Annotated in this window: 30 protein-coding genes and 3 tRNA genes; 18 read left to right on the top strand and 15 right to left on the bottom strand. The window is 70.0% G+C overall.

Going from position 1 to position 26,868, the window contains the following annotated elements:
* Window positions 1-4 precede the first annotated feature (4 nt).
* The 5 genes from ACFOYY_RS02395 to ACFOYY_RS02375 are packed head-to-tail and all read right to left on the bottom strand — an operon-like array spanning window position 5 to window position 2,109.
* Window positions 5-778 (bottom strand): DUF6286 domain-containing protein, encoded by a 774-nt coding sequence (locus ACFOYY_RS02395; RefSeq protein ID WP_352010257.1) that lies wholly within the window; start codon window positions 776-778, stop codon window positions 5-7.
* On the bottom strand, window positions 775-1,167 hold the full coding sequence (locus ACFOYY_RS02390) for an Asp23/Gls24 family envelope stress response protein (RefSeq protein WP_386187322.1): 393 nt from the start codon (window positions 1,165-1,167) through the stop codon (window positions 775-777). The genes ACFOYY_RS02395 and ACFOYY_RS02390 overlap by 4 nt, the downstream gene beginning before the upstream one ends.
* Window positions 1,164-1,352, bottom strand: coding sequence for a hypothetical protein (locus ACFOYY_RS02385; protein WP_352010259.1), 189 nt, complete (start codon window positions 1,350-1,352; stop codon window positions 1,164-1,166). The genes ACFOYY_RS02390 and ACFOYY_RS02385 overlap by 4 nt, the downstream gene beginning before the upstream one ends.
* Window positions 1,349-1,615 (bottom strand): hypothetical protein, encoded by a 267-nt coding sequence (locus tag ACFOYY_RS02380; RefSeq protein WP_386187318.1) that lies wholly within the window; start codon window positions 1,613-1,615, stop codon window positions 1,349-1,351. The genes ACFOYY_RS02385 and ACFOYY_RS02380 overlap by 4 nt, the downstream gene beginning before the upstream one ends.
* On the bottom strand, window positions 1,612-2,109 hold the full coding sequence (locus tag ACFOYY_RS02375) for an Asp23/Gls24 family envelope stress response protein (protein WP_386187315.1): 498 nt from the start codon (window positions 2,107-2,109) through the stop codon (window positions 1,612-1,614). Before ACFOYY_RS02375 ends, ACFOYY_RS02380 begins: the two co-directional genes overlap by 4 nt.
* Window positions 2,110-2,352: 243 nt before the next feature.
* On the opposite strand from ACFOYY_RS02375, the gene ACFOYY_RS02370 reads away from it, so the two are divergent.
* Window positions 2,353-3,129, top strand: a complete 777-nt coding sequence (locus ACFOYY_RS02370) for a fumarylacetoacetate hydrolase family protein (RefSeq protein ID WP_352010261.1) — start codon at window positions 2,353-2,355, stop codon at window positions 3,127-3,129.
* Window positions 3,130-3,157: 28 nt separating this feature from the next.
* Window positions 3,158-4,489, top strand: coding sequence for a glutamate--tRNA ligase (gene gltX / locus ACFOYY_RS02365; RefSeq protein ID WP_352010730.1), 1,332 nt, complete (start codon window positions 3,158-3,160; stop codon window positions 4,487-4,489).
* Here the strand turns inward: gltX and ACFOYY_RS02360 are convergent.
* A complete protein-coding gene (locus tag ACFOYY_RS02360) occupies window positions 4,383-5,711 on the bottom strand; it encodes an MATE family efflux transporter (RefSeq protein WP_386187312.1) in 1,329 nt (442 codons plus the stop codon). The two genes, gltX and ACFOYY_RS02360, sit on opposite strands and share 107 nt — an antisense overlap.
* Before the next feature lie 55 nt (window positions 5,712-5,766).
* On the opposite strand from ACFOYY_RS02360, the gene ACFOYY_RS02355 reads away from it, so the two are divergent.
* Window positions 5,767-6,306: a PadR family transcriptional regulator gene (locus ACFOYY_RS02355; RefSeq protein WP_352010263.1), complete on the top strand. Its 540-nt coding sequence runs from the start codon at window positions 5,767-5,769 to the stop codon at window positions 6,304-6,306.
* Between the two features lie 346 nt (window positions 6,307-6,652).
* Here ACFOYY_RS02355 and ACFOYY_RS02350 read toward each other — a convergent pair whose 3' ends face one another.
* The gene (locus ACFOYY_RS02350) at window positions 6,653-8,629 is read right to left on the bottom strand and encodes a M3 family metallopeptidase (RefSeq protein WP_362774141.1); all 1,977 of its coding nucleotides are present in this window, start codon (window positions 8,627-8,629) and stop codon (window positions 6,653-6,655) included.
* Between the two features lie 199 nt (window positions 8,630-8,828).
* Here ACFOYY_RS02350 and ACFOYY_RS02345 point away from each other — a divergent pair.
* The 3 genes from ACFOYY_RS02345 (at window position 8,829) to ACFOYY_RS02335 (ending at window position 9,126) form a co-directional block, all read left to right on the top strand.
* Window positions 8,829-8,900, top strand: a tRNA-Gln gene (locus tag ACFOYY_RS02345).
* A gap of 62 nt (window positions 8,901-8,962) precedes the next feature.
* Window positions 8,963-9,038, top strand: a tRNA-Glu gene (locus tag ACFOYY_RS02340).
* Between the two features lie 15 nt (window positions 9,039-9,053).
* A tRNA-Glu gene (locus ACFOYY_RS02335) sits at window positions 9,054-9,126 on the top strand.
* Between the two features lie 164 nt (window positions 9,127-9,290).
* Here the strand turns inward: ACFOYY_RS02335 and ACFOYY_RS02330 are convergent.
* Together ACFOYY_RS02330 and ACFOYY_RS02325 are read right to left on the bottom strand one after the other, a co-directional pair.
* Entirely contained in the window at window positions 9,291-11,036 is a 1,746-nt protein-coding gene (locus tag ACFOYY_RS02330) for a hypothetical protein (protein WP_352010265.1), read from the bottom strand.
* 51 nt (window positions 11,037-11,087) lie between these two features.
* Window positions 11,088-11,804, bottom strand: coding sequence for an IclR family transcriptional regulator (locus ACFOYY_RS02325; protein WP_352010266.1), 717 nt, complete (start codon window positions 11,802-11,804; stop codon window positions 11,088-11,090).
* 69 nt (window positions 11,805-11,873) lie between these two features.
* Here ACFOYY_RS02325 and leuC point away from each other — a divergent pair, with 69 nt between their 5' ends.
* The 4 genes from leuC (at window position 11,874) to ACFOYY_RS02305 (ending at window position 14,527) form a co-directional block, all read left to right on the top strand.
* Entirely contained in the window at window positions 11,874-13,253 is a 1,380-nt protein-coding gene (gene leuC / locus ACFOYY_RS02320; protein WP_352010267.1) for a 3-isopropylmalate dehydratase large subunit, read from the top strand.
* Window positions 13,254-13,265: 12 nt separating this feature from the next.
* Window positions 13,266-13,853, top strand: a complete 588-nt coding sequence (gene leuD / locus ACFOYY_RS02315; RefSeq protein WP_352010268.1) for a 3-isopropylmalate dehydratase small subunit — start codon at window positions 13,266-13,268, stop codon at window positions 13,851-13,853.
* Window positions 13,832-14,086, top strand: coding sequence for an SCO5555 family protein (locus ACFOYY_RS02310; protein ID WP_352010269.1), 255 nt, complete (start codon window positions 13,832-13,834; stop codon window positions 14,084-14,086). Before leuD ends, ACFOYY_RS02310 begins: the two co-directional genes overlap by 22 nt.
* Before the next feature lie 141 nt (window positions 14,087-14,227).
* Entirely contained in the window at window positions 14,228-14,527 is a 300-nt protein-coding gene (locus ACFOYY_RS02305; protein WP_352010270.1) for an HU family DNA-binding protein, read from the top strand.
* 88 nt (window positions 14,528-14,615) lie between these two features.
* On the opposite strand, the gene ACFOYY_RS02300 is transcribed toward ACFOYY_RS02305, so the two are convergent.
* Window positions 14,616-14,831, bottom strand: a complete 216-nt coding sequence (locus ACFOYY_RS02300; RefSeq protein WP_352010271.1) for a hypothetical protein — start codon at window positions 14,829-14,831, stop codon at window positions 14,616-14,618.
* A gap of 18 nt (window positions 14,832-14,849) precedes the next feature.
* Window positions 14,850-15,605: a TetR/AcrR family transcriptional regulator gene (locus tag ACFOYY_RS02295; protein ID WP_386187303.1), complete on the bottom strand. Its 756-nt coding sequence runs from the start codon at window positions 15,603-15,605 to the stop codon at window positions 14,850-14,852.
* Window positions 15,606-15,805: 200 nt separating this feature from the next.
* Here ACFOYY_RS02295 and ACFOYY_RS02290 point away from each other — a divergent pair, with 200 nt between their 5' ends.
* On the top strand, window positions 15,806-17,263 hold the full coding sequence (locus ACFOYY_RS02290) for an MFS transporter (RefSeq protein ID WP_352010273.1): 1,458 nt from the start codon (window positions 15,806-15,808) through the stop codon (window positions 17,261-17,263).
* A 90-nt stretch (window positions 17,264-17,353) separates the two neighbouring features.
* On the opposite strand, the gene cofC is transcribed toward ACFOYY_RS02290, so the two are convergent.
* Window positions 17,354-18,040 (bottom strand): 2-phospho-L-lactate guanylyltransferase, encoded by a 687-nt coding sequence (gene cofC, locus ACFOYY_RS02285; protein ID WP_352010274.1) that lies wholly within the window; start codon window positions 18,038-18,040, stop codon window positions 17,354-17,356.
* 66 nt (window positions 18,041-18,106) lie between these two features.
* Here cofC and ACFOYY_RS02280 point away from each other — a divergent pair, with 66 nt between their 5' ends.
* From ACFOYY_RS02280 to ACFOYY_RS02265, 4 genes are all read left to right on the top strand, one after another.
* Entirely contained in the window at window positions 18,107-18,820 is a 714-nt protein-coding gene (locus tag ACFOYY_RS02280) for a lysophospholipid acyltransferase family protein (RefSeq protein ID WP_352010275.1), read from the top strand.
* A 20-nt stretch (window positions 18,821-18,840) separates the two neighbouring features.
* Window positions 18,841-19,851: an NAD(P)H-dependent glycerol-3-phosphate dehydrogenase gene (locus ACFOYY_RS02275; RefSeq protein WP_352010276.1), complete on the top strand. Its 1,011-nt coding sequence runs from the start codon at window positions 18,841-18,843 to the stop codon at window positions 19,849-19,851.
* A 148-nt stretch (window positions 19,852-19,999) separates the two neighbouring features.
* Window positions 20,000-21,250, top strand: coding sequence for a trans-sulfuration enzyme family protein (locus ACFOYY_RS02270; RefSeq protein ID WP_386187297.1), 1,251 nt, complete (start codon window positions 20,000-20,002; stop codon window positions 21,248-21,250).
* Between the two features lie 50 nt (window positions 21,251-21,300).
* Window positions 21,301-22,410 (top strand): D-alanine--D-alanine ligase family protein, encoded by a 1,110-nt coding sequence (locus ACFOYY_RS02265; RefSeq protein WP_352010278.1) that lies wholly within the window; start codon window positions 21,301-21,303, stop codon window positions 22,408-22,410.
* Between the two features lies 1 nt (window position 22,411).
* On the opposite strand, the gene ACFOYY_RS02260 is transcribed toward ACFOYY_RS02265, so the two are convergent.
* Entirely contained in the window at window positions 22,412-22,858 is a 447-nt protein-coding gene (locus ACFOYY_RS02260; protein WP_352010279.1) for a DUF3515 domain-containing protein, read from the bottom strand.
* A gap of 17 nt (window positions 22,859-22,875) precedes the next feature.
* Window positions 22,876-23,109 carry an Lrp/AsnC ligand binding domain-containing protein gene (locus tag ACFOYY_RS02255; RefSeq protein ID WP_352010280.1) on the bottom strand — a complete coding sequence of 78 codons (234 nt, stop codon included), beginning with the start codon at window positions 23,107-23,109 and terminating at the stop codon, window positions 22,876-22,878.
* A 51-nt stretch (window positions 23,110-23,160) separates the two neighbouring features.
* Here ACFOYY_RS02255 and ACFOYY_RS02250 point away from each other — a divergent pair, with 51 nt between their 5' ends.
* The 3 genes from ACFOYY_RS02250 (at window position 23,161) to thiD (ending at window position 26,130) form a co-directional block, all read left to right on the top strand.
* Window positions 23,161-24,117 (top strand): thiamine-phosphate kinase, encoded by a 957-nt coding sequence (locus ACFOYY_RS02250; protein WP_386187292.1) that lies wholly within the window; start codon window positions 23,161-23,163, stop codon window positions 24,115-24,117.
* Window positions 24,118-24,320: 203 nt separating this feature from the next.
* Window positions 24,321-25,292 carry a hypothetical protein gene (locus ACFOYY_RS02245; RefSeq protein ID WP_386187289.1) on the top strand — a complete coding sequence of 324 codons (972 nt, stop codon included), beginning with the start codon at window positions 24,321-24,323 and terminating at the stop codon, window positions 25,290-25,292.
* 34 nt (window positions 25,293-25,326) lie between these two features.
* Window positions 25,327-26,130 (top strand): bifunctional hydroxymethylpyrimidine kinase/phosphomethylpyrimidine kinase, encoded by an 804-nt coding sequence (gene thiD, locus ACFOYY_RS02240; protein ID WP_386187286.1) that lies wholly within the window; start codon window positions 25,327-25,329, stop codon window positions 26,128-26,130.
* Between the two features lie 56 nt (window positions 26,131-26,186).
* On the opposite strand, the gene ACFOYY_RS02235 is transcribed toward thiD, so the two are convergent.
* Window positions 26,187-26,798, bottom strand: coding sequence for a hypothetical protein (locus ACFOYY_RS02235; protein ID WP_386187284.1), 612 nt, complete (start codon window positions 26,796-26,798; stop codon window positions 26,187-26,189).
* Window positions 26,799-26,868 lie beyond the last annotated feature (70 nt).

The raw sequence follows: 26,868 nt of genomic DNA, 5'->3' as shown, positions 1-26,868 counted from the left end.
ACGCTCACTCTCCTCGTAGGCGTACACGCACCGGGTAGTCCTTCAGCGGGCCGAGGGCGGCGATCCGTGTGGTCACGGCCCGCTGTACGGCCTCGGCGAGCCCGGCAGGCTCGCGCAGCGGGCTGTGGGCCGTCACCTCGGCGGTCCTGCCCCGCAGCCTGACGCGGGCACGGTCGATCCCGGGCACCTGTTCCGCGGCGTGGGTCAGCGCGCGGGTGAAACCCCTTGGCTGCATGCCGATGATCAGTTCGGGGTCGCCCGTCCTGACCGGGATGAGCCTGGGCCGTCCCGGTATGAGGGCCAGCAGCACCAGCAGCAGGCCGAGCAGGGCGACCACCCCGGCGCCGAACAGCACCCTGGAGTCGTCCCACCTGGTCGTGGACGCCCAGGAGAGCATCCGGTCGTACGGTGTCCAGCGCAGCGGGCGGCCGAGCAACGCGGAGATCACCTCCGCGGCCACGACGACGCCCAGCGCCGTCATCAGCACGGCGGTGATGACGGCGGGGACCACCCGGCGCGGACGGAAGGCCCTGACGGCCGCCCTGTCCGCGGCGTGGTTCCTCGGAACCCGCGCGGGCGGAGCGGTCTCCTCCGTGACCTCCGCGCCGGGTGCGGTGGATGCCCCGGGGGCGGGACCCGTCCCGGGGACAGGAACCGGGACGGGCCTTTCCCCCGAGGTGGGGACCTGTGACCCGGGAATGGGGACGGTGTCGTCCTCCGCCTCCCGGGAGGGACTCCAGGAGGAGCCCGACGAAGGGTCCGAGGGAGGGACGGTCATCCTTCCTCCTCCCACACGGTCTGCCGGGGCGGGCCCTGCTCCTCGGGAGAGGGGACCACCCCGGTCACGTCGAGGTCGATCTGGCCGACGGACAGCCCGGTCAGCGTGTGGACGCGTTCGCCGACGTGCCGCCGGATCTCCTCGGCCGTCTCCAGCAGCGGGGCCGGATAGTCGACGGAGACCTCAAGCTCCAGCAGGGCGAGCCCTCCGTCGACGGTGGAGTGGGTGTGTCTCCCGAAGGTCAGCGGCCCCCGCTCGCGAACCTCCCGCACCCGTTCCACCTCCTTGGCCGCGCAGACCGCGATGCGGGTGACGACCCGCTCCGGGATCTCCGTCCTGCCGCGCAGCTCCGCCGGTACGGCGGGCTGTGCGGCGGCCGGAGCGGTCATCGCCGTCTCGCCGACAGCCGGGACACGTCGATCTCGCCGCCCTCGACGATGCGGCCGATGAGGAATCCGACGGCGCCGAGCACGAGCACGAGCAGGAAGGCGCCGAGGCCGCCGAACGCCGCCGCGAAACCCAGGGCGATGCCGGTGGTCAGCCCGGCCACCGACCAGATTGGGAACTGGTTCATTGAACACCTCCGATATGCACGTTCACGGCGCGGTCGCCGACCAGGGGCGCGAGCGCGAGCCGTACCTCGTCGGCGATCTCCGGCAGCGGCCGTGTCGTCCGGGCGACTATGGAGACCTCGACCTCGTCCTCACGAAGGGCGACGCCGGAGACGCGCTCCCCCGGCAGGTAGGTCGCCACGGTCCCGAAGGGGCCGCCGGACAGGTCCGCCACGTCGGGGCAGTGCCGTACGGCGTCGGCTATCTCACGCGCGAGTTCGCTCACTGGACGCGGGGTTCCTGATCGGGCTGGTCGGCCTTCTCCCCGTCCTTGTCGCCGGGCAGGTGGACGTCGTCGACCTTGATGTTGACCTCGGTCACCTCAAGCCCGGTCATGCGTTCGACGCCGGTGATCACGTTGCGGCGCACGGAGGCCGCCAGGTCGGGGATGGCCACGCCGTACTCGACGACCAGGTCGAGATCGACCGCCGCCTGCCGTTCGCCCACCTCGACGGACACACCCTGGGTGGCGGTGCTCTTGTCACCGCCGACGATGCCGCGTACGGCGCCCAGCGCCCGTGCCGTTCCGGCGCCCATGTTGTAGACGCCGTTCACCTCTCTGGCCGACAGGCCCGCGATCTTCGCGACGACCCCGCTGTCGATGCTGGTGGTCCCCTTGGGGGTCACCAGGCCTCCCTGGCTCGCGGCGACGTCGGTCCGAGCCTGCGGCGCGGGGTTGCCCTCGCCCCTCGGCCTGTTCACCGTGTTGGCTTCGGTCACGTCGATTCCCTCCCCCGAGGGGAAGACGCTCGGCTTCCCCGGAAGTTACCTATGCCTCTCATACCCCCCACATGGGCACTAACCAGCACATACTTCTTCTTAGAAAAATCCTTTATATGAGCATTTAGGGTTTTTGTTGATCTTTTTGGAATCGAGTGCTTTATGCGTGCTTTGGGAGAGTGATGGAGGTGAAGAGAGATACGGACGGTCCGGCGGGACGCGGGGTCCGACTAGCCTTGTCGTGTGCGTATAGCGAGGTTCTCCACAGGTGAGGGTGTCGGGTTCGGCGTGGTCGAGGGCGGGCCAGGCGAGGAGTTCATCTCCGCGATCTCCGGGCACCCGTTCGGCCCGATCCAGTTCACCGGTGAGCGTCACTCGCTCTCGCGGGTCAGGCTGGTCGCGCCGATGCTGCCCAGCAAGGTCGTCGCGATCGGCAAGAACTACGCCGACCACGCCAAGGAGATGGGTGGCGAGGTCCCCGACGAGCCGCTGGTCTTCCTCAAGCCCTCGACTTCGGTGATCGGGCCGGGAGAGTCCATCTCCTACCCGACCGGGCTGAGCAGCAGGGTCGACTACGAGGGCGAGCTCGCGGTGGTCATCGGCAGGCTCTGCCGTGAGGTCCCCGCGGAGCGCGCCCATGAGGTGATCTTCGGCTACACGTGCGCCAACGACGTCACCGCCCGTGACCTGCAGAAGAAGGACGTGCAGTTCACCCGGGCCAAGGGGTTCGACACCTTCTGCCCGCTCGGCCCGTGGATCCAGACCGAACTCGACGTGACCGACGTCGGCATCACGACGACGGTGAACGGCCAGGTCAGGCAGAGCTCTCGCACCTCCAAGCTCATCTATGACATCCCCACGCTGATCGCCCACGTCAGCGCGGTCATGACCCTCATCCCCGGCGACGTGATCCTGACCGGGACACCGGAAGGGGTCGGCCCGCTCGACGTCGGCGACGAGGTCAGCGTCGCCATCGAAGGAATCGGCACTCTCACCAACCGGGTGGTCTCCCGTGATTAGGGTTCGTTTCGCCCCGTCCCCCACCGGCATGTTCCACGTCGGCGGCGCGCGTTCCGCGCTGTTCAACTGGGCGCTGGCCGAGCAGTCGGGCGGCAGGTTCGTGCTGCGCATCGAGGACACCGACGCGGCCCGCAACCGCCCCGAGTGGACCGAGGGCATCATCTCCGCGCTGGCCTGGATCGGCATCAACGAGGAGAGTCCCCTCTTCGAGGGGCCCTACTTCCAGTCGTCCTACGCCGAGCAGCACAAGGAGGCCGTGGCCAAGCTGGCCGCCGACGGCCGCGCCTACTACTGCACCTGCACCCGCGAGGACGTCAAGGCCCGCACCGGCTCCGAGCACCAGGGCTACGACGGCTTCTGCCGCGACCGCGGCCTGACCGAGGGCGCCGTACGGTTCCGCACCCCCGACGAGGGCGTCACCGTGGTCGAGGACCTCGTCCGCGGCACGGTCGAGTTCCCCAACAACGCGATGGAGGACTTCGTCATCGCGCGCGGTGACGGCTCTCCGCTGTTCGTCCTGGCCAACGTGGTCGACGACGTCGAGATGCGCATCAGTCACGTGGTCCGCGCCGAGGAGCACCTGTCCAACACCCCCAAGCAGCAGCTGCTCTGGCAGGCGCTCGGCCTCACCCCGCCCGTGTGGGCGCACGTGCCGGTCATCGTCAACGAGAAGCGCCAGAAGCTGTCCAAGCGCCGCGACAAGGTGGCCCTGGAGTCCTACCGCGACGAGGGCTACCTGCCGGAGGCGATGGTCAACTACCTGATGCTGCTCGGCTGGGGGACCGGCGAGGACCGGGAGATCATGCCCTGGTCGGAGATGGTGCCGAGGTTCAGGCTGGAGGACGTCAACCCGTCCTCGGCCTTCTTCGACGAGAAGAAGCTGCGGGCCTTCAACGGCGAGTACATCAGGGCGCTGTCCCCTGAGGAGTTCGTCGCCCGCTGCGAGCCGTGGCTCGAACCCGGCTGGGACCGCGAGACCTTCGCCAAGATCGCCGAACTGGCCCAGACCCGCATCTCGGTCCTGTCGGAGATCAGGGACAACGTCGACTTCCTCTTCCTGGACGAGCCCGTCTTCGACCAGGCCTCGTGGGACAAGGCCATGAAGACCTCCGCCAAGGAGATCCTCACCGGCTACCTCGCCCGCCTGGAGACGGTCGCGATGGACCCCGACTCGCTCAAGACCGCGCTTGAGGAGGTCGGCACGGAGCACGGCCTCAAGCTGGGCAAGGCCCAGGCCCCGGTCCGGGTGGCGATCACCGGCAGGACCGTCGGACTGCCGTTGTTCGAGTCGATCGAGGCCCTCGGCCGGGAGCGGTCCGCGGCCCGGATCCGCGCCGCGCTCGCCAGGCTCGAAGCCTGAGGCTCGAAGAGGAGACCGGGACGAGGACGAGCGTGAGGGCGATGGCGGCACCCGCCGCCATCGCCAGCCAGACCCCGGTCACCCCCAGCAGGGGCCCCAGGAAGTAGGCGCAGGAGAGCTGGGCCGCGAAACCCGTGAGGGTCGCGGCCAGCAGCCTGCCGCCTCGCCCGCTCGCCTGGAACGCCCCGCCGACGGCGATCAGGCCGCCGAACGGGACGAGATACAGCGGCATCCAGCGCAGGAAGCCGACGGCCGCGTCGGTAACGTCGGGATCATCGGTGAACAGACCGGTCACACCCCGCGCGGAGAGAGCCAGCACGACGCCGACGACCAGACCCGTCAGCAGTCCGTACGGCAGGGCGGGGCCCGCCTCGCCCGAGCGGGCCGTCTGGATGGTGCTCGCCTGGCGGAGCGCGTAGAACGCCATCACCCCGGCCAACATGATCTTCAGGCCGATGCCGTAGCCCGCCAGAACGGCCACCCCGAAGCCGCCGACCACCCCGACCATGGTCATGCCGACGAGTGACCTGGCCAGGAAGTCCCCCGACAGGGGAAGCCCGGCCCGGAGGATCTCGACGGCGTCGCGGCGGTTCGGGCCCTGCCGCGCGTCGCGGGGCGTGCGTCGTAGGAGGAGGGTCAGGGAGAGCGCGAGCGTCGCCGCGCGGGCCAGCACCGTCGCCCAGGCGGCCCCCTGGACACCCAGGCCGAACGAGTAGATGAACAGCGGGTCGAGGGCGATCACCAGAACGTTGCACAGCAACGCGACACGCATGGGGGTGGTCGTGTCGCCCCGCCCCTTGAAGATTCCGTCTGTGAGCGACTGGGCGTAGAAGACGGGAATCCCGGCCAGCGAGACCAGGAGGAATTCGGCGGTCAGCGCGGCCGTCGCCGGATCGTCGGTGAAGAGCGCCGCCAGCGGCTCCCGCGCCAGGACCCCGGGCACCGTGACCGCCAGGCTGACGACCGCCCACAGCAGCCACGCCGTACGGACCACGGGCGTGAGCGGTCCGGACCCGTCGCGCCTGCCGACCACGATGGTCGTCCCGGTCCCGACCGCCAGGACGACGCCCAGGGCGAGGTGCTCCACGGTGGTCGCGATCGTCACCGCGGCCACGGCCGGGCCGCCGCGGCCCGAGACCCAGAACAGGTCGATCAGGCCGACCGCGACCACGGCGGTCAGCAACTCCACGTAGACGGGCAGGGCCAGACGGATCAATGACATCACTTTACCTCTTTTCGAGCTATATCGTTTAGAGGTATAGCGATACGATGCACCCATGGCAAACGGTGATCTGTCCCTGTCGATCCTCGGCCTCCTGGGGGAGGGGCCGATGCACGGCTACGAGCTCAAGGGCCGCATCCTGGAGATGAGCGGTCACCTGCGGCCCGTCAGCGACGGAGCCCTCTATCCGGCGATCGCCCGCCTGGAGAGGGCCGGGCTCGTGGCACGACACGAGGAGGAGGGGACGGCGGCGGCCCGCAGGCAGGTCCTCACCCTGACCGAGGAGGGCCGGGCGGAGCTGTGGCGCAGGCTCGCCGAGCCCGCCGATCTCGACATCAGCGACCAGACCCGCTTCTTCGGGCTGCTGGCCTTCCTGGCCCAGCTCCCCGACCCCGCAGCCCAGGCGAGGGTGTTGCGCCGCCGTCTCGACTTCCTGGAGACCCCGGCCGGGTTCTTCTACCGGGACGGCAGGCCTCTACGCGCCGAGGAGGTCGCCGACCCCTTCAGGCGGGGCATGCTGCTGGTCGCCAGGGCCACCTCCGCCGCCGAACGACAGTGGCTGAGAGAGACCCTGGCGGGCCTGGAGCGGCCCTGACGTCCGGTCGGTCAGTGGGGCGTGCGGTCCGGAACGGTGATGGGGAAGAAGGGGCTGACCCCGTACCCCGAAGCCACACGCGGCAGAGGCGCCCGTCCGAGCCGGATCGAGAGACCCGGCCCAGACTCGATCCAACCCCCCACGTCGCACGTGAGGGGTTCGTCTTGTGCTTCCCCGGTGCCGCGTGTGAGGAGTGTCGGCTTGGGCGCGTCGGTGCTTGGACCGAGGAGCGAAGGAGCGCAGCGGATGAGCGACGAGGGAAGACACCGACCCGAGGCGCCCAAGCCCGCGGCGCCGAAGGCGTCGCAAAGAGACACAACCCGCGCCGCCGCAGGCGGCGCAAAGGTTAACGCAGTCCGCGACGCTCCAGCAGCGGCTCGATCCGTGGGTCGTGTCCCCGGAAGGCCCGGAAGGCGTCCATGACGTCCATGGAGCCGCCGACGGACAGCAGGGCCGTCCTGAAGTGGTCGCCGTTCTCGCGCCTGAGGCCGTCGTTCTCCTTGAACCACTCGACGCTCTCGGCGTCCAGCACCTCGCTCCAGATGTAGGAGTAGTAGCCGGCGCTGTAGCCGCCCACACCGCTGGAGAAGATGTGCGCGAAGTAGTTGGTCCGGTAGCGGGGGCGGACGAGCTCGAAGGCGATTCCAGCGCTTTGCAGGGCATGCGCCTCGAAGGCCTCGGGGTCCTCGACGGTCTGGCCGGGCGCCAGCTTGTGCCAGGCCCAGTCGAGCAGCGCGGCGGCGAGATACTCCACGGTTGCGAAGCCCTGGTTGAACCTCTCCGCGGCCTTCATCTTCTCCAGCAGTTCGGCGGGCACCGGTTCGCCGGTCTCGTGGTGCCTGGCGAAGTTGGCGAGGACGGAGGGCCAGGTCGCCCACATCTCGTTGACCTGGGAGGGGTACTCGACGAAGTCCCTGGGCACCTCGGTGCCGGAGACCCGGGGGAAGCGGACGTCGGAGAACAGTCCGTGCAGGGCGTGGCCGAACTCGTGGAAGGCGGTGGTGACCTCGTCGAAGGTCAGCAGCGTCGGGCCCTGCGTCGGCTTGGTGATGTTGAGGTTGTTCATCACCACCGGCAGGTGGCCGAACAGGTGCGACTGGTCGACGAGGTTGTTCATCCACGCGCCGCCCCGCTTGGTCGGCCGCGCGTACGGGTCGAAGAGGAACAGGCCGAGCTGTGAGCCGTCGGTGTCGAACACCTCGAAGGTTCGCACGTCCGGGTGGTATCCGGCGAGGTCGTCCCGCTCGGTGAAGGTGATCCCGTACAGTTCGCCGGCGGCGTGGAAGACGCCGTCGCGAAGCACCCGGTCCAGTTCGAAGTAGGGGCGCAGTTCGGCGCCGTCGAAGTCGTAGCGCGACTTGCGCACCTTCTCCGCGTAGAACGACCAGTCCCACGGCTCGATGGGGAATCCGGCCTCCTGCGCCAGCGCCTCGGCCTCCCGGCGGGCGTTGGCCACCGCGGGGCCGACGAGCTTGCCGAGCATCTCCTCGACGGCCTCGGTGGTCTTGGCCGTCTGGTCGGCCACGGAGTAGGCGGCGTGGTCGGAGTAGCCGAGCAGGGCGGCGCGTTCCGCGCGCAGGGTGGCCAGCCGTACGGCCAGGCCGAAGTTCTCCGGCGCCCGGTTCACCGAGAGCTCGTAGAGCCTTCTGCGGGTGTTCCGGTCGGTCAGTTCGGCCAGGGCGGGCTGGTTGGTGAAGTTGAGCAGCGGCAGGACGTACTCGCCGTCCTTCTCGATCGCCTTGATCGCGCTCTCGGAGAGCCCGTCGAGTTCGGCGGGGTCGCCGACGACGAGGGCGGAGGCGGTCGAGGCCTTGAGCAGGTTCTGGGAGAAGGAGGTGGCGAGCCGGGTCAGTTCCTCGTTGAGCTCACGCAGCCGTAGCTGCTCGGGCTCGGACAGGTCGGCGCCCGCCCTGACGAAGTCCACCCGGTACTTCTCCAGCAGCCACGCCTCCTGGGGGTCGTCGGTGGTGACCTGCTTGATCCGCGCGTAGAGGGCGCGGTTCAGCCGGATGGCGTCGTCGTGCTTGGTCAGCTTGGGGAAGATCTCGGTCTCGATCTCCCGGATGCGGTCGGTGGCGTCCGAGGCGGCGACGCTGGAGAAGACGATCGTCGTCCTGTACAGGATCTGCCCGGAGCGTTCGAGGGCCTCGACGGTGTTGGCGAACGTTGCGGGCTCGGGGTTGGCGGTGATCGCCTCGACCTCCCGGAGCTGTTCCGCCATGCCGTGTTCGAAGGCGGGCAGGTAGTGCTCCTCCCGGATCCGCGCGAAGTCCGGCAGCCGGTACGGCAGCGCGCTGGGAGCGAAGAAGGGGTTCTCAGCCAAGGTAAGGGCTCCTCACGTGAGACCGGATCGGACCGGATCGGATCGTCTGCAGCAGCGTCGCACAGCCCCCTGCCCGGGGACAGCGGAGGCACCGGGGAGGCCTCCCGCGACCGGGGCGGCCAATCGTTTTGGCCTTGACCCCCAACCTGGGCTATTCTTTCGGAGTCGCCAGCGAGCCCCGCAAGGGGGTCAAGGGCGGTGGGGTATGGTGTAATTGGCAACACGACTGATTCTGGTTCAGTTATTCTAGGTTCGAGTCCTGGTACCCCAGCTGCGTCTCCCTTCAGGAGACGCCGCGGATTCCGTCTCAATGGGATCCGACGACAGTGTCACGGTCCCGTCGTCTAGTGGCCTAGGACGCCGCCCTCTCAAGGCGGTAACGCCGGTTCGAATCCGGTCGGGACTACCACTGTCAGCATCGCAAGGCTCCGTCGTCTAGTGGCCTAGGACGCCGCCCTCTCAAGGCGGTAGCGCCGGTTCGAATCCGGTCGGGGCTACCCAGGTGAACCCTCGGAAGCGCAGGCTTCCGAGGGTTTTCTGCTTTTCAGGAAAAGCGGTCCACGGAAATACGCGTCCGCGGGTGATCGTTCTTACCCGGAGAATCGTCTTCGCGTGGAAAAAGACCGCGGTGCGCCCCGAGACGGGGCGCACCGCGAGGGCGTCAGTTGTGGCTTGAACGGGCCTTGAACAGGGCCCGTTTGGCCGCCTTGCCGACCTGGCGGTCGGGGTGGGCCTTGCCGATCGCCTCCAGGAGCTCCTCCAGATGGGGGTGCGGCACCTTCCAGATCACGTCGAGCAGGTTGACGAGGTTCGGCACGTTGCCGATGTCGTCGAGGCTGCTGACGAACTCGGGGCGGCCGAGACCCGCCGAGATGGTCAGCATGTCGAGGATGAGCCAGTGGGTGTCGGCCTGGGTGGGTGGCGGGGCGTCCTCGACGCCGAGCTGCGCCAGGTGGGTGGCCGCGTAGGGGCGCAGGGAGGGCTCGTCGAGGGCCTCCTGCCAGGCGGGCACCGCGATCTCGCCCAGCGAGCCGACCATGCTGGCCGCCTGGACCCTGACGAGGGCGTCCGCGTCGTCCTCCGCGGCGGCCTCCAGCAGTTCCCTGGCGGCCTTGCCGGGCTCGCGGAGCTCCATCCAGGCGGCGAACTCGGCGTCGGCCTCCTCCTCGGGCAGCTCCGCGCTGAAGGACAGCAGGTCGAGGGCCGTCATCGCGTCGATGGCGGGGCGGGCGTCCAGTTCGATGTCGGCGTCGTCGGCCAGGTGGACGACGCCCTCCATGCCGAGCGGCGTCAGCCGTACCTGGTCGTGCTCGACCTCGACCATGCCGTAGCCGGCGAGCCAGTCGAGCACGGGGGCGAGCGGGTCGCCGTACTGCGCGACCGCCGCGGCCCAGGCCTGCGCGCCCTGGTCGTCGTACTCGGCGACGGCCTCCTCAAGCTCGGCGCGCAGTTCGGCCAGGCCCTTTGAGCCGGTCGCCAGCAGCACCCTGACCAGCAGCGCCCTGGTCAGGCCGGACAGGGCGATCGTGGCGTCCTCGTCGTCGAGCTCGGGGTCGCCGTAGTCGATCGAGTGCAGACCGGCCAGCCAGGCGTCCAGGACGTCGTCGTCCTCCTCGAACGGCCATTCGGCGGTGTCGGGGTCGGCGCTGACGGTGTCCTCGCCCTCCGGCTGGAGGAAGTCGAGGTCGATCGCGAGGTTCCAGATGTTCCAGAGCGCGGGCACCGAGTCGGCCAGTGAGGCGCCGTCCGTCTCGGGGACGGGAAGGCCGAGGGCGCCGAGGGCCTCGACGATCTCCGCGTCGGTGAGCAGGCTCGTCTCGCCGACCTGGCGTTCGGAACCGACCCACACCGCCAGATCGCGGGCCTTGACGATCAGCCTGACCTCCCGGGCGGCCGAGGCCAGCTCGCTGTCGGGACGGAGCCGGATCGTGTCCAGCTCCGCGAGCTCGTCCGCGAACGGCTCGAAGTCTCCAAGTCCGTCGATCTCGTCCTCTTCGTCCTCGTCGTCGTACTCGTCGTCCTGTTCGGCGGCGAGGTCCTCCATCGCGTCGACGAAGTCGTCCTCGATGCGGTCGAGTTCGGCGAGCAGTTCCTTGAGCGAGGAGGATCCCGCGCTCAGCTTCCCGGTCTCGGACAGGAAGGTCAGGTAGGCGCGGACCGCGGGCACCATGCCGTCGGCGGCCGCGTCCGGGTCCTCGACGACCTGGGGCATCCGGTCCAGCAGAACGGCGCGCAGGTCGGCCCGCTTCCACCGGCCGACGTCCGTCGAGGCGATCAGCCGGTGCCAGAGGGCGACGGAGCCCACCAAGTTGGAATCGCTGCCGGGCGCGTTCTCACGCGCCCAGAGGATGAAGTCTTGGAGCAGGGGACGCAGTTCAGCGGCGGCTGCCTCAATGCGATCTGTCACCTACCCAGCCTAGGGGGCCGGAAGGGTGCTCGCCTCCTCATATCGTACGGCTCAGTTGGCCCGTCGCATCGACTCGGTGATCCGCTCGGCGGCGGAGACCACGGGGGCGGCGTGCAGCCGTCCGGGGGTGCGGGTCAGCCGCTCTATCGGGCCGGAGACGGAGACCGCGGCGATGACCTTGCCTCCCGTGCCCCTGATCGGCGCCGAGACGCTGGCCACCCCCTGCTCGCGCTCGCCGACGCTGTGCGCCCAGCCCCTGCGGCGGACGCTGGCCAGGGTCGCCGCGGTGAACTTGGCCCCGCGCAGGCCGCGGTGCAGGCGGTCGGGCTCCTCCCAAGCGAGCAGGATCTGCGCGGCGGACCCGGCGAGCATCGGCAGGGCGGAGCCGACGGGGACGGTGTCGCGCAGCCCGCTGGCGCGCTCGGCGGCGGCGACGCACACCCGCTCGTCACCCTGGCGCCGGTACAGCTGGGCGCTCTCGCCCGTCAGGTCACGTAGCTGGGTCAGCACCGGTACGGCGACCGCCAGCAGCCTGTCCTCACCGGCCGCGGTGGACAACTCGGACAGCCGGGGACCGAGGACGAAACGCCCCTGTGTGTCACGGGAGACGATGCGGTGGTGTTCGAGGGCGACGGCGAGCCGGTGGGCCGTGGGCCGGGCCAGGCCGGTGGCCTGGACGAGCTGCGCGAGGGACGCCGGGCCGGCTTCAAGGGCGTTGAGCACGAGAACGGCCTTGTCGAGTACGCCGACTCCGCTAGAGTTGTCCATACACCGATACTGCCGTCTCGACATATGAGAAAGCAAGTGGGGTGCGGAAAGCGATCGCAAGGAGGCGACATGGGCCGCACGCTGGCGGAGAAGGTCTGGGAGCAGCACGTGGTGCGACGTGCGGAGGGAGAACCCGACCTGCTCTATATCGACCTGCACCTCATTCACGAGGTGACCAGCCCGCAGGCGTTCGACGGCCTGCGCATGGCGGGGCGTCCCGTGCGGAGGCCGGAGCTCACGATCGCCACCGAGGACCACAACGTCCCGACGGTGCTCGGCCCGATCGCCGACCCCGTCTCGCGCACCCAGGTCGAGACGCTGCGCAAGAACTGCGCGGAGTTCGGCGTCAGGCTGCACCCGATGGGCGACGCGGGTCAGGGTGTCGTGCACATCATCGGCCCGCAGTTCGGCCTGACCCAGCCGGGCATGACCATCGTCTGTGGTGATTCTCACACCTCGACCCACGGCGCCTTCGGCGGCATCGCCTTCGGCATCGGCACCTCCGAGGTCGAGCACGTGCTGGCCACCCAGACGCTGCCCGCCTACCGGCCGAAGACGATGGCCATCGAGGTCTCGGGCGAACTGCCCGTCGGGGTCACCGCCAAGGACCTGATCCTGGCGATCATCGCCAAGATAGGCACCGGTGGCGGCCAGGGCTACATCGTCGAGTACCGGGGCGAGGCCATCCGCAAGCTCTCCATGGAGGGCCGGATGACCGTCTGCAACATGTCGATCGAGGCGGGCGCCAGGGCGGGCATGATCGCCCCCGACGAGACGACCTTCGAGTACCTCAAGGGCAGGCCCCACGCCCCCACCGGCGAGAACTGGGACGCCGCCGTCGAGTACTGGCGGTCGCTGTCGACCGACGAGGACGCCGTCTTCGACACGGTCGTCGAGATCGACGCCTCGACGCTGACCCCGTTCGTCACCTGGGGCACGAACCCGGGCCAGGGCGCTCCACTGGGCAGCGCGATCCCGGCTCCCGAGGACACCGGCGACCCGGGCGCGGCCGCCCGCGCGCTCGAGTACATGGGCCTGACCGCGGGGACCCCGCTGCGCGAGGTCGCGGTGGACACGGTCTTCGTCGGCTCCTGCACCAACGGCCGGATCGAGGACCTGCGCGCCGCGGCCGAGGTGCTGCGCGGGCGCCAGGTCGTCACCCGCACGCTGATCGTCCCCGGCTCGATGCTGGTCAAGCTCCAGGCCGAGCAGGAGGGGCTGCACGAGGTGTTCAAGGCCGCGGGCGCCGAGTGGCGCGAGGCGGGCTGCTCGATGTGCCTGGGCATGAACCCCGACACCCTCGCCCCCGGCGAGCGCAGCGCCTCGACCTCCAACCGCAACTTCGAGGGGCGTCAGGGCAAGGGTGGCCGTACCCACCTGGTCTCCCCGCAGGTCGCCGCCGCGACCGCCGTCACCGGAAAACTGACCGCGCCCGCCGACCTGGTCTAGGAGAAACTCGCAATGGAAGCCTTCACCGTCCACACCGGCCGGGCCGTACCGCTGCGCCGCAGCAACGTCGACACCGACCAGATCATCCCCGCGGTCTGGCTCAAGCAGGTCAGCAGGACCGGGTTCGAGAAGGGCCTGTTCTCCGCCTGGCGCGAGGACCCCGGATTCGTCCTGAACGACCCGGCCTACCAGGGGGCCTCGGTCCTCGTCGCCGGTCCCGACTTCGGCACCGGCTCCTCACGTGAGCACGCCGTCTGGGCCCTGCAGCAGTACGGCTTCCGCGCGGTGATCGCACCGCGTTTCGCCGACATCTTCCGTAATAACTCCACCAAGATGGGGCTGCTCCCGGTGGTGCTCTCGGCCGCGGAGGTCGAGGCCCTGCAGGCGGCGGCCGAGGCGGACCCGACCCTTGAGGTCACCGTCGACCTGGCCGAACGCCAGGTGCGCTGGGCGGGGGAGACGGCCGGTTTCGAGATCGACGACTACACCCGCTGGCGTCTGATGGAGGGGCTCGACGACATCGGGCTGACCCTGCGCAACGCCGACGACATCGCGACATACGAGAATGGTCGGCAGCCATGGCTGCCGACGACCGTCTGACACGTTCAGAAGACGACCTGGCCCGGCGGCTGCGCGACGCGCACCGCCGGGTTCGTTTGTTGACCCTTTCTCCGGAGCGGCGGGAGCGTCTCGCCAGACGCCTGCTGTCGATCTGTGACCTCGCAAAGCACGATCTCCACCGTGCAGCGGGGCGTCTTGATTTATTCCTTCTCGACCTTGATGCTCTGGTTTCAGATACGCCAAGTGCTGGAAACATTGCGGAAGGTGATTGAGTCGTAGGGCTCCGTCCCCTAATTTCAAGCGGGCAAGGGGTTTCTCGCTCTGTTGAGACCTCGGGCCGTGACAACCGGGTGAGACGGGCTACCTGCCCCACGACCCACTCCCAGACATCGGTAGCAGGGGGAGCAACCTTTATGAACAAGAAGGAACTCGTCGAGGCGATCGCGGATCGCGTCGGTGACAGAAAGACCGCGACCGAGGCCGTCAACGCGGTGCTCGACACCATTCAGCGGGCCGTCGCCAGCGGCGACAAGGTCTCCATCACCGGATTCGGCGCCTTCGAGATGGTGCACAAGCCCGCCCGTTCCGCGAGGAACCCTTCGACCGGCGCGGAGATCAAGGTCGCCGAGAGCTGGGGTCCCAAGTTCCGGCCGGGCTCCGACTTCAAGGAGCTCGTCAACGTGGAGGGAAAGAAGGCCGCGAAGAAAAGGTAGGACTCGCCCGGGCGCCGGGACTCCCGTCGCGGGGGCCCGGCGCCCCGCCTTTCACGCGACGGCCGTACGGTCCCGTCGCATGGGCCCGTCACATGGGGGCGGTGGGAGGAACCGGGAACGTGGACAGCGTGACGTAGGTGATCCGGTCGCCGTCGAGGACGACGTTCACCCGTTGTCCCGCCCGTAGAAGCCGCAGCGGTCCGGCGTCGAAGGCCGCGGTGTCGAACGGGATCTCCGTCCCGTCGTCGGAGTAGACAGAGCCCGACCTGGTCGTCGTGTCGAAGATCCGTACCGTCGCCTGCACCCGGTCATGGTAACCCGGTCACCCGGAGGGACGCGGGTGGTCGGCGGTGTAGGACGCCAGCCCCCGGATGATGATCTCTATGCCGAGGTCGAACCGTTCGTCGTTCGTCCGCTGGAGCATGACGTCGGCGAGCTCGACCATGTTCGGGAAGCGGTCGGGCGGCAGCTCCCTGAAATAGCGTTCGAGCGTCTGCCTGATCTCCGCCCAGGACCTCTCGACCGCCGGCCGTTCCCCGTCCTCCTCAGCCTCCTGGCGCCGGTCGTCCCAGACGCTCTCCTCGAAGGCGAAGCCGTTCATGAAGGTGGAGATCATGTCGCCCGCCGCGCCCGCGAGGTGGTCGGGGAGGCCGCCCGCGCGGAAGACGGCCAGGAGCTGCTCAAGGTGGGGGAGCGCCTCGGCGCTGAAGGGGAAGCCGGTCATGGCGATCCTGGCCATGTCACGGTGCTCGTGCAGCTTGGTCCGCCCGGTGCGGGCGTACTGCCTGATCTGCTCCTGCCAGTTCTCCGGGTCGGGGGCGGGCAGCTCCCAGTCGCGGAACATCCGCAGGTACATCAGTTCGAGCAGCTCGTCCTTGCCGCTGACGTGGGCGTAGAGGGCGGAGACCGCGACATTCAGCTCGGCCGCGACCTGGCGCATGCTGAGCTTCTCGTAGCCCACGCGGTCGATCACCGTGTAGGCGGCCTCGATGATCCGGTCACGGGTGAGCGGGATGCGGGCCGGCCCCGTCCTTCTGCGTGCCCGATCCCACGGCAGTGCGGGCAGCTCGTCACTCATGACGCCAGTGTAACGCCAGGGTGAACACTGCTCATCACATCGAACGCCGCTCGTTTTCACGACATATCTTGTCTTCGGCGTCGATGCGACATATCTTAAGAACACCGCACTGAGTGGCGAACGCCGTTCTTTGAGAGAACGATGCTCGTGTATGGTGAACGCTGTTCATCCCAATCCCTCCAACCGCTGGGAGTCCCCCCATGACCACAGACGTGTCAGAACCACTTCGGAAGGCGGCCGAGCCGCCCCTCCACCGGTGGCGCTGGGTCGCGCTCGCCGTCATCCTGCTCGGCGAGGTGATGGACCTCCTCGACGCCATGGTCACCAACATCGCCGGGCCGACCATCAGGAACGAGCTCGGTGGTTCGGCCTCCGTCATCCAGTGGCTCGGCGCCGCCTACACCCTCTCGATGGCGGTCGGCCTGATCACCGGCGGCAGACTCGGTGACATCTTCGGCCGCAGGCGGATGTTCGTCATCGGCGCGGCCGGGTTCACCCTGGGGTCGCTGCTGTGCGGCCTCGCCCAGTCACCCGAACTGCTCATCGGCGCGCGGGTCCTGCAGGGCCTGTTCGGCGCCGTCATGCTGCCGCAGGGGCTCGGCATGATCAAGGAGATGTTCCCGCCGAAGGAGATGGGCGCGGCGTTCGGCCTGTTCGGGCCGGTCATGGGCCTGTCCACGGTCGGTGGCCCGATCCTGGCCGGATGGCTGGTCGACGCCGACTTCTTCGGCACCGGCTGGCGCATGATCTTCCTGATCAACCTGCCGCTCGGCCTGGCCGCCGTCCTGATGGGGATGCGCTTCCTGCCCGAGTCCCGTTCGCCGCACCCGCTCAAGCTCGACGTCCCCGGCGTGCTGCTGGCCTCCCTGGCCGGTCTCCTGCTGGTCTTCCCCCTGGTCCAGGGCAGGGAGAGCGACTGGCCCGCCTGGGCCTTCCTGATGATGGGCGCCTCCGCCGTGCTCTTCGTGCTCTTCGGCTGGTTCGAGGCCAGGAAGAGCCGGACGGGCGGTGACCCGCTGGTCGTCCCCAGCCTCTTCCGTAAGCGCGCCTTCACCGGCGGCCTGGCGACGGGCCTGGTCTTCTTCTCCGCCATGTCCGGTTTCGCGCTGGTGTTCAACCTCTACACCCAGATCGGCCTGGGCTACTCCACGCTCCAGGCGGCCCTGGTGATGATCCCCTGGTCGCTGGGCATGGTCGCCGGGTTCGGGGTGGCGCAGGCGGTCGCGAAGTTCGGCCGCAAGGTCCTGCAGGGCGGCATCCTCGTCATGGCGCTCGGCGTCGTCGGAGTCCTGCTGACGATCGCCCAGGCCGGCACCGGTGTGACCGCCTGGCAGTTCGTTCCCTCCCTGGCGGTCACCGGGCTCGGCATGGGCCTGCTGATGGCGCCCTTCTTCGACATCATCCTGGCCGGCGTCGAGCAGCACGAGACCGGCTCGGCCTCGGGCACGCTGACCGCGATCCAGCAGCTCGGTGGCGCCGTCGGTGTCGCCCTGCTCGGCACGGTCTTCTTCGACCAGGCCGCGGCCACCCTCAGGCCCGACTTCGTCGGCGCGGCGGGCACGGTCCTGTGGGTGGTCGCGGGGATGCTCCTGCTGACCTTCGTCACGGCCTTCCTGCTGCCCAAGCAGGCCAGGGAGGGGGAGAACGCCGGGCACTGACCCCGCCACGGCGCCCCGCCCGCGGGGGCCCGCCGTTCGGAGCCGGAGCGCCTCCGGCCCGGAACGGCGGACACGGCGGGCACGGGCGGGTCAGGAGGAAGAGGGAGTCCCCCCGGCGGGGGACTCCCTTTCGATCTTCTCCACCACGGCGAGGGTGCGGGGACCGACCCCGAGGGACAGGGCGCTGCGCAGGTCGTCCGGGGTGTCCACGTCCCGGCGTACCGAGGCGACCCCCTCAAGACAGAGCTCCTTGGCGCCGTACCGCAGATGACGCTCACGCGACTCGCCGCTGAAGCCCGGGGTGAACGGGACGCCGGGCCGTACGCCGTAGAAGGTCGTGCCGATCTCGGCCGCGTCGGGCAGGAACGCCTGGTCGAACTCGCCGGCCGCGGCCAGCACCAGGGCGAGTTCGGCGGGCCGCAGCGCGGGCAGGTCGGCCTGGAGCGCGCCCACGGAGCCGGCGGGCGCCAGCCGTACGGCCTCGGTGGCGCCGTGCCGCAGCGCCGCGTTCAGGCCGGCCTCGGGATCGCCCACCACGTGGGCGCCGATCCCGGCGAGCGCGGGCGCGGCCACGGGATCACTCGTCACGACCACGACGCGCGCGACCGTCGCGCAGGCCAGCGCGGCCTCGACGGTGTCGCAGGCGAACGCGACGGCCAGGGCGGCCCGGTGCGGGCCCGCCGCCCTCGACAGCCGCGTCTTGGCGGCGACCAACGTCTTGACCGGCACGACGAGGGTCCAGGCTGAACTCTGCGGAGCAGGCATAGCCTTAAGCATCGCGCCTCGACATCCTGTACGGCCAACCGGGACACTTGGGGCGCATCACTGCTTACGGAGGAGTTCATGAGACGTCCTGGATGGCCTTCCCGGTTCTGGGTCGCCCTGGCCGTCACGATCGTCAAGCCGATCTCGTGGCTCCTGGTCAGGAAGGACTGGCGCGGGGCCGAGCGGCTGCCGCCGACCGGCGGGGTCATCCTGGCCGTCAACCACCTGTCGTGGCTCGACCCGGTCCTGGTCGCCCACTACCTCTACAACAACGGCCGCTGGCCGACGATCCTGGCCAAGGCCGGACTGTTCTCGGTGCCGCTGCTCGGGCGCGCGGTGCGCGGGCTGATGGCCATCCCGGTCCACCGGGGCAGCGCGGAGGCCTCCCGCTCGCTCGCCGAGTCGGAGCGCAGGATCGCCGAGGGCGCGTGCGTGATGTTCTATCCCGAGGGCACCTGCACCCGCGACCCCGACTTCTGGCCGATGGAGGGCAAGACCGGCGCGGCCAGGCTGGCGCTGGCGACCGGCGCGCCGGTGATCCCGGTGGCGCACTGGGGCGCCCAGGAGATCCTGCCCTACGGCGGTAAACGGCCAAGACTCTGGCCGCGTAAGACCTTCCACGTGCTGGCGGGGCCACCGGTCGACCTGTCGAAGTACGAGGGGCGGCCCCTGCACGCCGACGTGCTGCGCGCGGCGACCGCGGACATCATGGCGGCGGTCACCGCTCAGCTCGCCGAACTGCGGGGGGAGAAGGCGCCGCCGGCACCGTTCAAGCGGCCCTCGGACCATTGACTTCGACGTACGGTGATGAAATGACCAAGGCGGCTGTATTCGGCACGGGCTCGTGGGGCACGACATTCGCGATGATCCTCGCGGGCGCGGGAGGCAAGACCGTTCTGTGGGGCAGGCGCCCCGAGGTCGTCGAGGCGATCGACCGTCGCCACGAGAACCCCGACTACCTGCCGGGCGTACGGCTGCCCGAGACCCTGCGCGCGACGACCGACCCTGCCGAGGCCCTGGACGGGGCGGACTTCGTGGTGCTGGCCGTGCCGTCCCAGACGTTGCGGGTGAACCTGACCGGGTGGAAGCCGTACCTCCCGCCGGAGGCGGTGCTGGTCAGCCTGATGAAGGGCATCGAGCTCGGCACGACGAAGCGGATGAGCGAGGTGATCTGCGAGGTCGCCGAGGTGCCGAAGGAGCGGGTCGCGGTCGTCTCGGGTCCCAACCTGGTCGGTGAGATCGTCAGGGGTCAGCCCGCGGCGACCGTGGTCGCCTGCGCCGACCGGCGCGCCATGGAACGCCTCCAGGAGGCCTGCCACCTGCCGCCGTGGTTTCGCCCCTACACCAACCCGGACGTCGTCGGGGTCGAGCTCGGCGGCGCCGTCAAGAACGTGATCGCCCTCGCCGTCGGCGTCTCGGCGGGGATGGGGCTCGGCGACAACGTCAGCGCGATGCTGATGACCAGGGGACTCGCGGAGATCTCCCGGCTGGGCGAGGCGCTCGGCGCCGATCCGCACACCTTCGCCGGGCTGGCCGGAATGGGCGATCTCATAGCGACCTGCACCTCCCCATTGTCCAGGAACCGTACCTTCGGTGAGAATCTTGGCCGGGGGATGACCCTGGCCGAGGTCGTCGCCGCGACGAAGCAGACCGCCGAAGGAGTCAAATCCTGCGAGTCGGTTCTGGAACTGGCCAGGAAGCACGATGTCGAGATGCCGATCACGGAGGTGGTTGTGGCCGTCGTGCACGACGGGTTGCCTCCCGCCGAGGCCGGGAATCTGCTGATGTCGCGAACCCTCAAACCAGAACGGTACGGCGTTTGACCTCCCTGTCGTCCTCGCCGCCGAGGACACGGGAGAGGGAGCCCGGAGGCGTCGGCCGTACGATCCCGCCGACACCGCGAGGGAGGGAAGCGCCGTCACCCCGCCCCGGGATCGGAGTACCCCCGGCGCGAATCCGGTGAGCCGACGAATGCGCAGACCCAACGGTGAGAACACCCGCGCGGTCCACCTGCCCCCCTTGGCCGACCCCCGGCAGAGCCCGCTCGGCCTGCCGGTGTGGCGCAGCTCCGCCTGGGGCTTCGCCGACTCGGCCGAGTACGCCGAGATGTGCGACGAGAAGAGCTCGGGTTTCGCCCACGGCGGGGTGGACAACCCGACGACCGCCGCCTTCGCCGCCGCGGTCGCCTCGCTCGAAGGGGCCGCGGCGCCCAAGGACGTCGCCGGGCAGGCCTTCTCCTCGGGGATGGCCGCGATCACCGCGGTCCTGATGACCTTCCTGCGGGCCGGAGCGCACATCGTCGCCCCGATCCCCGTGCACGGCGGGACCTACTCGCTGATCACCAACGTGCTCTCCAGGTTCGGCGTCTCGGCGGGCTTCGCGGACTACGGCGACCTCAGCCGGGTGAACGCCGAGGTCAGGTCGAACACGAAGATCATCTACGCGGAGACCCTGTCCAACCCGGCCATGGCCGTCTCCGACATCCGGGGCCTGTACCGCATCGCCCGCAGGGCCGGGGCGCTGCTTGTCGTCGACTCGACCTTCGCGACCCCGGTCGTCTGCCGCCCGCTCGAACACGGCGCCGACCTGGTCGTCCACTCGGCGACCCGGTATCTCGGCGGCCACGACGACTGCGAGGGCGGTGTCGCGGTCGGCCGTCCCGACCTGATCGCGCAGCTCGGCGAGGTCCGTCTCGACACCGGCGGCACGCTCTCCCCCGACGACGCCTTCCTGCTCCGCAGGGGGCTGGCGACCCTCCCGCTCCGGGTGCGCAGGATGTGCGCGACCGCGATGGTCTTCGCCGCCGCGGTGGCCAAGCACCCCGCGGTGCGCCGGGTCGACTACCCGGGCCTGCCGGGACACCCCGGCCACCAGCTCGCCAGGCACCTGTTCGACTCGGGCCCTGAGGGGACGAGGTACGGCGCCTGCGTGACGGTCACCCCGCACGGCGGCTACGACGCGGGCGTCGCGCTGGCCGACGGCCTCAGGATCGCCTCGATCGCCACCTCGGTCGGCGGCACCAGGACCAAGGCGGCGCACGTCGCCTCGACCAGCCATCCGCAGCTCGGCGGGGCCGCCGGGATCGACGCCGGGGCGGTCCGCTTCTCGATCGGCCTGGAGGACGCGGAGGACCTCATCATGGACGTGACGAGGGCTCTGGACGCCCTCCTCGACCAAGGGGCGGCCCCGGACAGCGGAAAGGGCCCCGGATCGGGACGATAGGCGCGTCTGACAGCCGGGATGACGGCCCAGAGGGGGTACATTCGGTCATCATGAGCGAGCAGCGCGAAACCCGCCCGCGGGTTGCAATCGTCTTCGGTGGCCGCAACTCCGAGCACGGCGTCTCCCTCCTCGGGGCCGGGAGCGTCCTTGAGGCCATCGACCGGTCCAAGTACGAGGTTCTCCCCGTGGGCATCGCCCAGGACGGGCGGTGGGTGCTCGCCTCCGGCGAGCAGCGCTACGCGATCGAGAACGGCGAGATGCCGGTCGTCGACGCCACGGGAACGGCGCTCGCGCTGCCGACCGGCGGCGACGCGCTGGTCGTCTACGAAGCGGGCAGCATCCCGGTCGAGTTCGGCCAGGTGGACGTCGTCTTCCCGGTGATGCACGGCCCCTTCGCCGAGGACGGCACGATCCAGGGGCTGCTGGAGATGGCCGGGGTCCGCTACGTCGGCTCCGGGGTGCTGGCCAGCGCGGTCGGTATGGACAAGGGCTACATGAAGACGGTGCTGGCCGCCGCGGGCCTGCCGGTCGGGCCGTACGTCGTCGTGCGCGACCGTGACTGGCGCACCGCCCGCGAGCGGGTCCTCAAGGAGGTCGAGGAGCTCGGCTGGCCGGTCTTCGTCAAGCCCGCCCGCGCCGGGTCGAGTCAGGGCATCTCCAAGGCCAACGACCGCGAGGAGCTCGAAAGGGCCGTGGAGTTCGCCCGCGAGCACGACCCCAAGGTGCTGGTCGAGGCCGCCATCGTCGGCCGCGAGATCGAGTGCGCCGTGCTGGAGTCCCCCGGTGACGAGGCGCCCAGGGCCAGCCTGCCCGGTGAGGTGCTGGTCCACGGCGACCACGAGTTCTTCGACTTCGAGGCCAAGTACATCGGCGACGAGATGTCCCTGGCCGTGCCCGCCGACATTCCGGCCGAGGTCGCCGAGGAGCTGCGCGCGATGGCCGTGCGCGCCTTCGAGGCGCTCGGCTGTGAGGGCCTGTCCCGGGTGGACTTCTTCTACACCGAGGACGGCCGGCTGATCCTCAACGAGATCAACACGATGCCCGGCTTCACCTCGGTCTCGGTCGCGCCGCAGCTGTGGGCCGCGACCGGCGTGCCGTACGGGGAGCTCGTCGACCGGCTGATCCAGCTGGCGCTGAACCGCGCGCCGGGGCTCAGGTAGGTCAGCCCGTCTGGGGGAGCGCCGCCTTGATCGGCCCGGAGAGGTCGACCAGGACGTTCCCCGGGACGTGCTCGCGGGAGATCGTCACCTCGACGTAGGCCTGCCTGCCGATCGCGGTGAACAGGGCGGGCCTGGCGGGGTCGTTGAACCACGCGACCCCGTTGATCTCCGGCACCTCGTCGGTGGCGGCCATCGTCGACGGCCGGGTCACCCCGCAGCGCAGCGCGATCCGCGCCTGCCCCCACACCGCGACGTACGGCGAGGCGGGCGACGACTCGACCCGGTCCACACCGTCGAGGGTCTTGGGCAGCCGTCCGCCGAGAGCCTTGCACGCGGCGGCCGCCGCTCCCTCGGGAACGGGCGGGTCCACGCGGACCGCGCCGCCGCATCCCGCCAGGAGCAGAGGGAGGCAGGCGAGCGCGGCCCAGCGGGCGAACCGGAGTGACATGGAGTCTCCCGGTGAGGTCAGATATGGACGATGGGACACGTAAGAGTACGTGTGATGCCCTCCACCGCCTGAATCTGGGCCACCACCATCTTGCCGAGTTCGTCCACGTTGCGGGCCTCGGCGCGGACGATCACGTCGTAGGGTCCGGTCACGTCCTCGGCCTGGGTGACACCGGTGATCGAGGAGATCTGCCCGGCCACGTTCGCGGCCTTGCCGACCTCGGTCTGGATCAGGATGTAGGCCTGCACCATAACGTCCTCCCGGGCGATTGGATCAGTGCCGAAGGGCCACCGTACCCTGTGATGAACGGGAGGTGTGTCATCACAGTCGGAGATCTCGGCGAATTCGGAGTTGTCGCACGTATAGCCGAACGCTTGCCACAAGGTGGGACCGTGCTTCTCGGTCCCGGGGACGACGCCGCGATGGTGAGGTCTCCTGACGGACGGGTCGTCGTGACGACAGACTTACTGATCGAGGGTAGGCATTTCCGTCGCGATTGGTCCAGTGGCTACGACATCGGGCGTAAAGCTGCGGCCCAGAATCTTTCAGACATCGTTGCCATGGGGGCCGACCCCACCGGCATCGTGGTCGGTCTCGGCCTGCCCGCCGACGCCGCCACCGGCTGGCTCGACGACCTCACCGACGGCTTCCGCGACGAGTGCGACCTGGTCGGCGCGAGTGTGGTCGGCGGCGACGTCACCCGCTGCGACCTGGTCGTGCTCGGGGTGACCGCGCTGGGAGACCTCGGCGGGCGTGCCCCGGTCACCCGCTCCGGCGCGCGCCCCGGCGACGTGGTCGCGGTCACCGGACGGCTCGGTCACGCCGCGGCGGGGCTCGCGCTGCTCGCCGCCGGTGAGAAGGGCCCCGCCGAACTGCTCGACGCCCATCGCCGCCCCGCGCCTCCGTACGCCTGCGGTCCCCGGGCGGCCGCGCTCGGCGCCACCTCGATGCTCGACGTCAGTGACGGGCTCCTCCAGGACCTCGGTCACGTCGCCGAGGCGAGCGAGGTGGGGATCGTGCTCCTGCCGGAGGCCTTCGTGATCTCCGAGTCCCTTGAGGAGGCCGCCGGACGGCTCGGGGTGGACCCGCTCGGGTGGATCCTGTCCGGCGGGGACGATCACGCGCTCGCGGCGACGTTCCCTCAGAGCGTACGGCTGCCGCAGGAGTGGACCGTGGTCGGCCGGGCCGAGGCGGGTAAGGGCGTGCAGGTCAACGGCCGTTCGATGGCCTATGAGGGGTGGGATCACTTCAGGGAGTGAATTTTCCCACTTCCTGTGACATTCGTGAAAATTGCGACAAACGGTTATTGAAATGGTATGAAGTTTGGCGGCCGAGATTCCCTAGAGGAAGGGGCGACATGGGCCGCCATGGTGGACATGGGGAAGACGTCCCCCGCAACCGGGGGAAACGTGAGCCGGAGTCAGCTCCGGAGCCCCCCCAACAGTCCGGGACCAATGACGAGTTGATCGGGCGCCGGCTCCGTCCAGAGGAGTCCGCGATCACCGAACCCGCCAAGGGGTTCCTCGGATCAGGCTGGTCGGCCACGACCGAACTGTCCGAGCCCGTCTGGCCGGGAGAGGAGCGCAAGCCGAGACGGCGCGTCAGGACGATGCTGCTCACCGCGGTCGCGGTCGTCGCCGTCCTCGGCGGAAGCGCCGCGGCCATCCAGCTGACCAGCGGCTCCGCCGACTCGACCACCGCCTGCCCGCCCGGCGGCTGCGCGGCCGCCTCCTCGGAACGGCCCGCCCCCGAGGACTCGCTCACCGATCCCGAGGACCCCACGCCGCCGGGAGAGGAGGCGGAGGAGCCCGCGGAGGAGCCGACCGGGGAACCGACGGGCAAGCCCGGCGGGACGGAGACGCGGCCCCCGCGGACCCCGGCGCCCGTCGCCACTGCGCACCGCGCGGACCGTACCCCCGAGACCCCCGAGACCCCAGAGGCGAAGGCGCGCCCGACCCCGAAGACCGGGCACACCCCGCGCCGCACCGAGCAGGCGCAGCCGAGCGACGACCCCGAGCCCACACCGGAACCGACCGGGGAGGCGCTCGTCACCGGCGAACGGCCGCACACGCCCGGCGAGTCGCCGGGCGTCCCCGAGACCTCCGCGACCCCGGCGCCCACCCCGACCACCCCCGCGGCCTCCGGGGTCACCGTCGGATTCGGCCTGGTCAAGGAGAAGACCCAGGCCTACACCGCCCAGCTCGTCATCGCCGCGGACGGCAAGCTCGACGGCCTGACGCTGAAGATGCCGGTCGGCGGTGAGATCACCTCGCTGCACGGCGCCGACTGGAAGCAGGAGGGCGGAATCCTCGTCCTCGACTCGGCGCAGAACCTGGACCCGGGGGAGAACCTGGTCGTCACCTTCAGCGCGGACGGCCAGTCGAGTACCCCCAAGACCTGCCAGAGCCCCCAGGCTGACTGCGTCGTCATCTGATCCGGTACGGCGGGCATGCCCGAGAGCTGGTTGGATGGGGCTCATGACCGATTCCGCCCCTCCCCGCGTGCTGACCGTCGCCGGATCCGACTCCGGCGGCGGCGCGGGCATCCAGGCCGACCTGAAGACGATGCTGGCCCTCGGCGTCCACGGCATGAGCGTCATCGCCGCGGTGACCGCCCAGAACTCGCTGGGCGTCCAGGGCTACTGGGAGCTGCCCGCGGAGGCGGTCCGCGCCCAGCTCGACTCGGTGCTCGGCGACATCGGCGCACAGGCGATCAAGACCGGGATGCTGGCCTCGCCGGTACTGGTCGAGACGGTCGCCGAGACGCTCGCCGGGGCGGGGGCACCGGTCGTGGTCGACCCGGTCGGGGTCTCCAAGCACGGGGACACGCTGCTCGCGCCGGAGGCGGTCGAGACCGTCAGGACACGGCTGCTGCCGGTCGCGACCGTCGTGACCCCCAACCTCTGGGAGGTCGCGCAGCTGACCGGCGTCAAGGTCGAGGACGACCGGGACATGCGCAAGGCCGCCGACGCCGTCCTCGCGCTCGGCCCGGCCTGGGCGCTGATCAAGGGCGGCCACCTGCCGGGAGAGCCGGTCGACCTGCTCACCGACGGCACCCGTGAGTTCCGCTTCCACGCCGAACGCCACGACAACCGCCACACCCACGGCACCGGCTGCACCCTGGCCTCGGCCGTCGCCTCCTACCTGGCGCTCGGCGAGGACGTCCCCGCCGCCGTTGAGAAGGCCAAGGCGTACGTCACCGGGGCCATCGCCCACGGTTTCGCCCTCGGCTCCGGCATAGGCCCCGTGGACCACGCCTGGCGCTGGCGTTAGCCCTTCTGGGTCTCAGCCCGTGTGACGTCCCGCCGGAGCCCGATCTCCGGCCCCGTTCACAGAAGCCCGATCATCGGGTCGGTGCCCAGGCGGCGCAGGACCTCGGCGGTCCTGGACGCCTGCTCGGCGTCCGGGCCCTCCCTGTGGCCCGACTCGACGGCGTCGGCCAGCGCGACCAGCTCGTGCGGCGGCAGGAAACCGTTCACGGTGCGCAGGTGGAGCCGTACCTTGGGGCCGTTGTGGTCCCGGGCCGTCAGGTGAGGGATGGTGCGCCCGGTCTGGTGCCTGTGCTCGCCGCTTCCCTCGTACTCGGGGGTCGAGCCGAGCCAGACGCGGGCCGTGGCGAGGTCGGCCCGGCGTGTCCTGAACGTGCGCCGGACCTCCAGCACACTCCCGGTGAGGGTCGCCCTGAAACGGAAGGCGGCGACGAGGCCGCCCAGGAAGACCGTCCCGACCAGCGCGAATATCAGCAGGACCAGGTACTCGATCCGGAACGGGGAGTGGTCCGGGGGGTAGTACGGATAGTCCGCCGACGTGTGCTGGTCACGCACCATGAGGATCACGAACAGCGGAAGCGCCACGAAGGGGAGGGCGAGAACCGACATGATGATCTTGGAGCCCGTGCTCGCTCCGGCGCTCAGTTTGAGTGGTGCGGGAGAGGTGCTCACCATCTGACATTAACCAGTCAAGATGGTGATTCAGAGGAGATGTCCAGAAAAGACTCCTGGCAGCACGACG

The sequence above is a fragment of the Streptosporangium jomthongense genome (assembly GCF_042650425.1).
GTDB lineage: Bacteria > Actinomycetota > Actinomycetes > Streptosporangiales > Streptosporangiaceae > Streptosporangium.
This window is presented reverse-complemented; position numbering and strand designations above follow the sequence as displayed.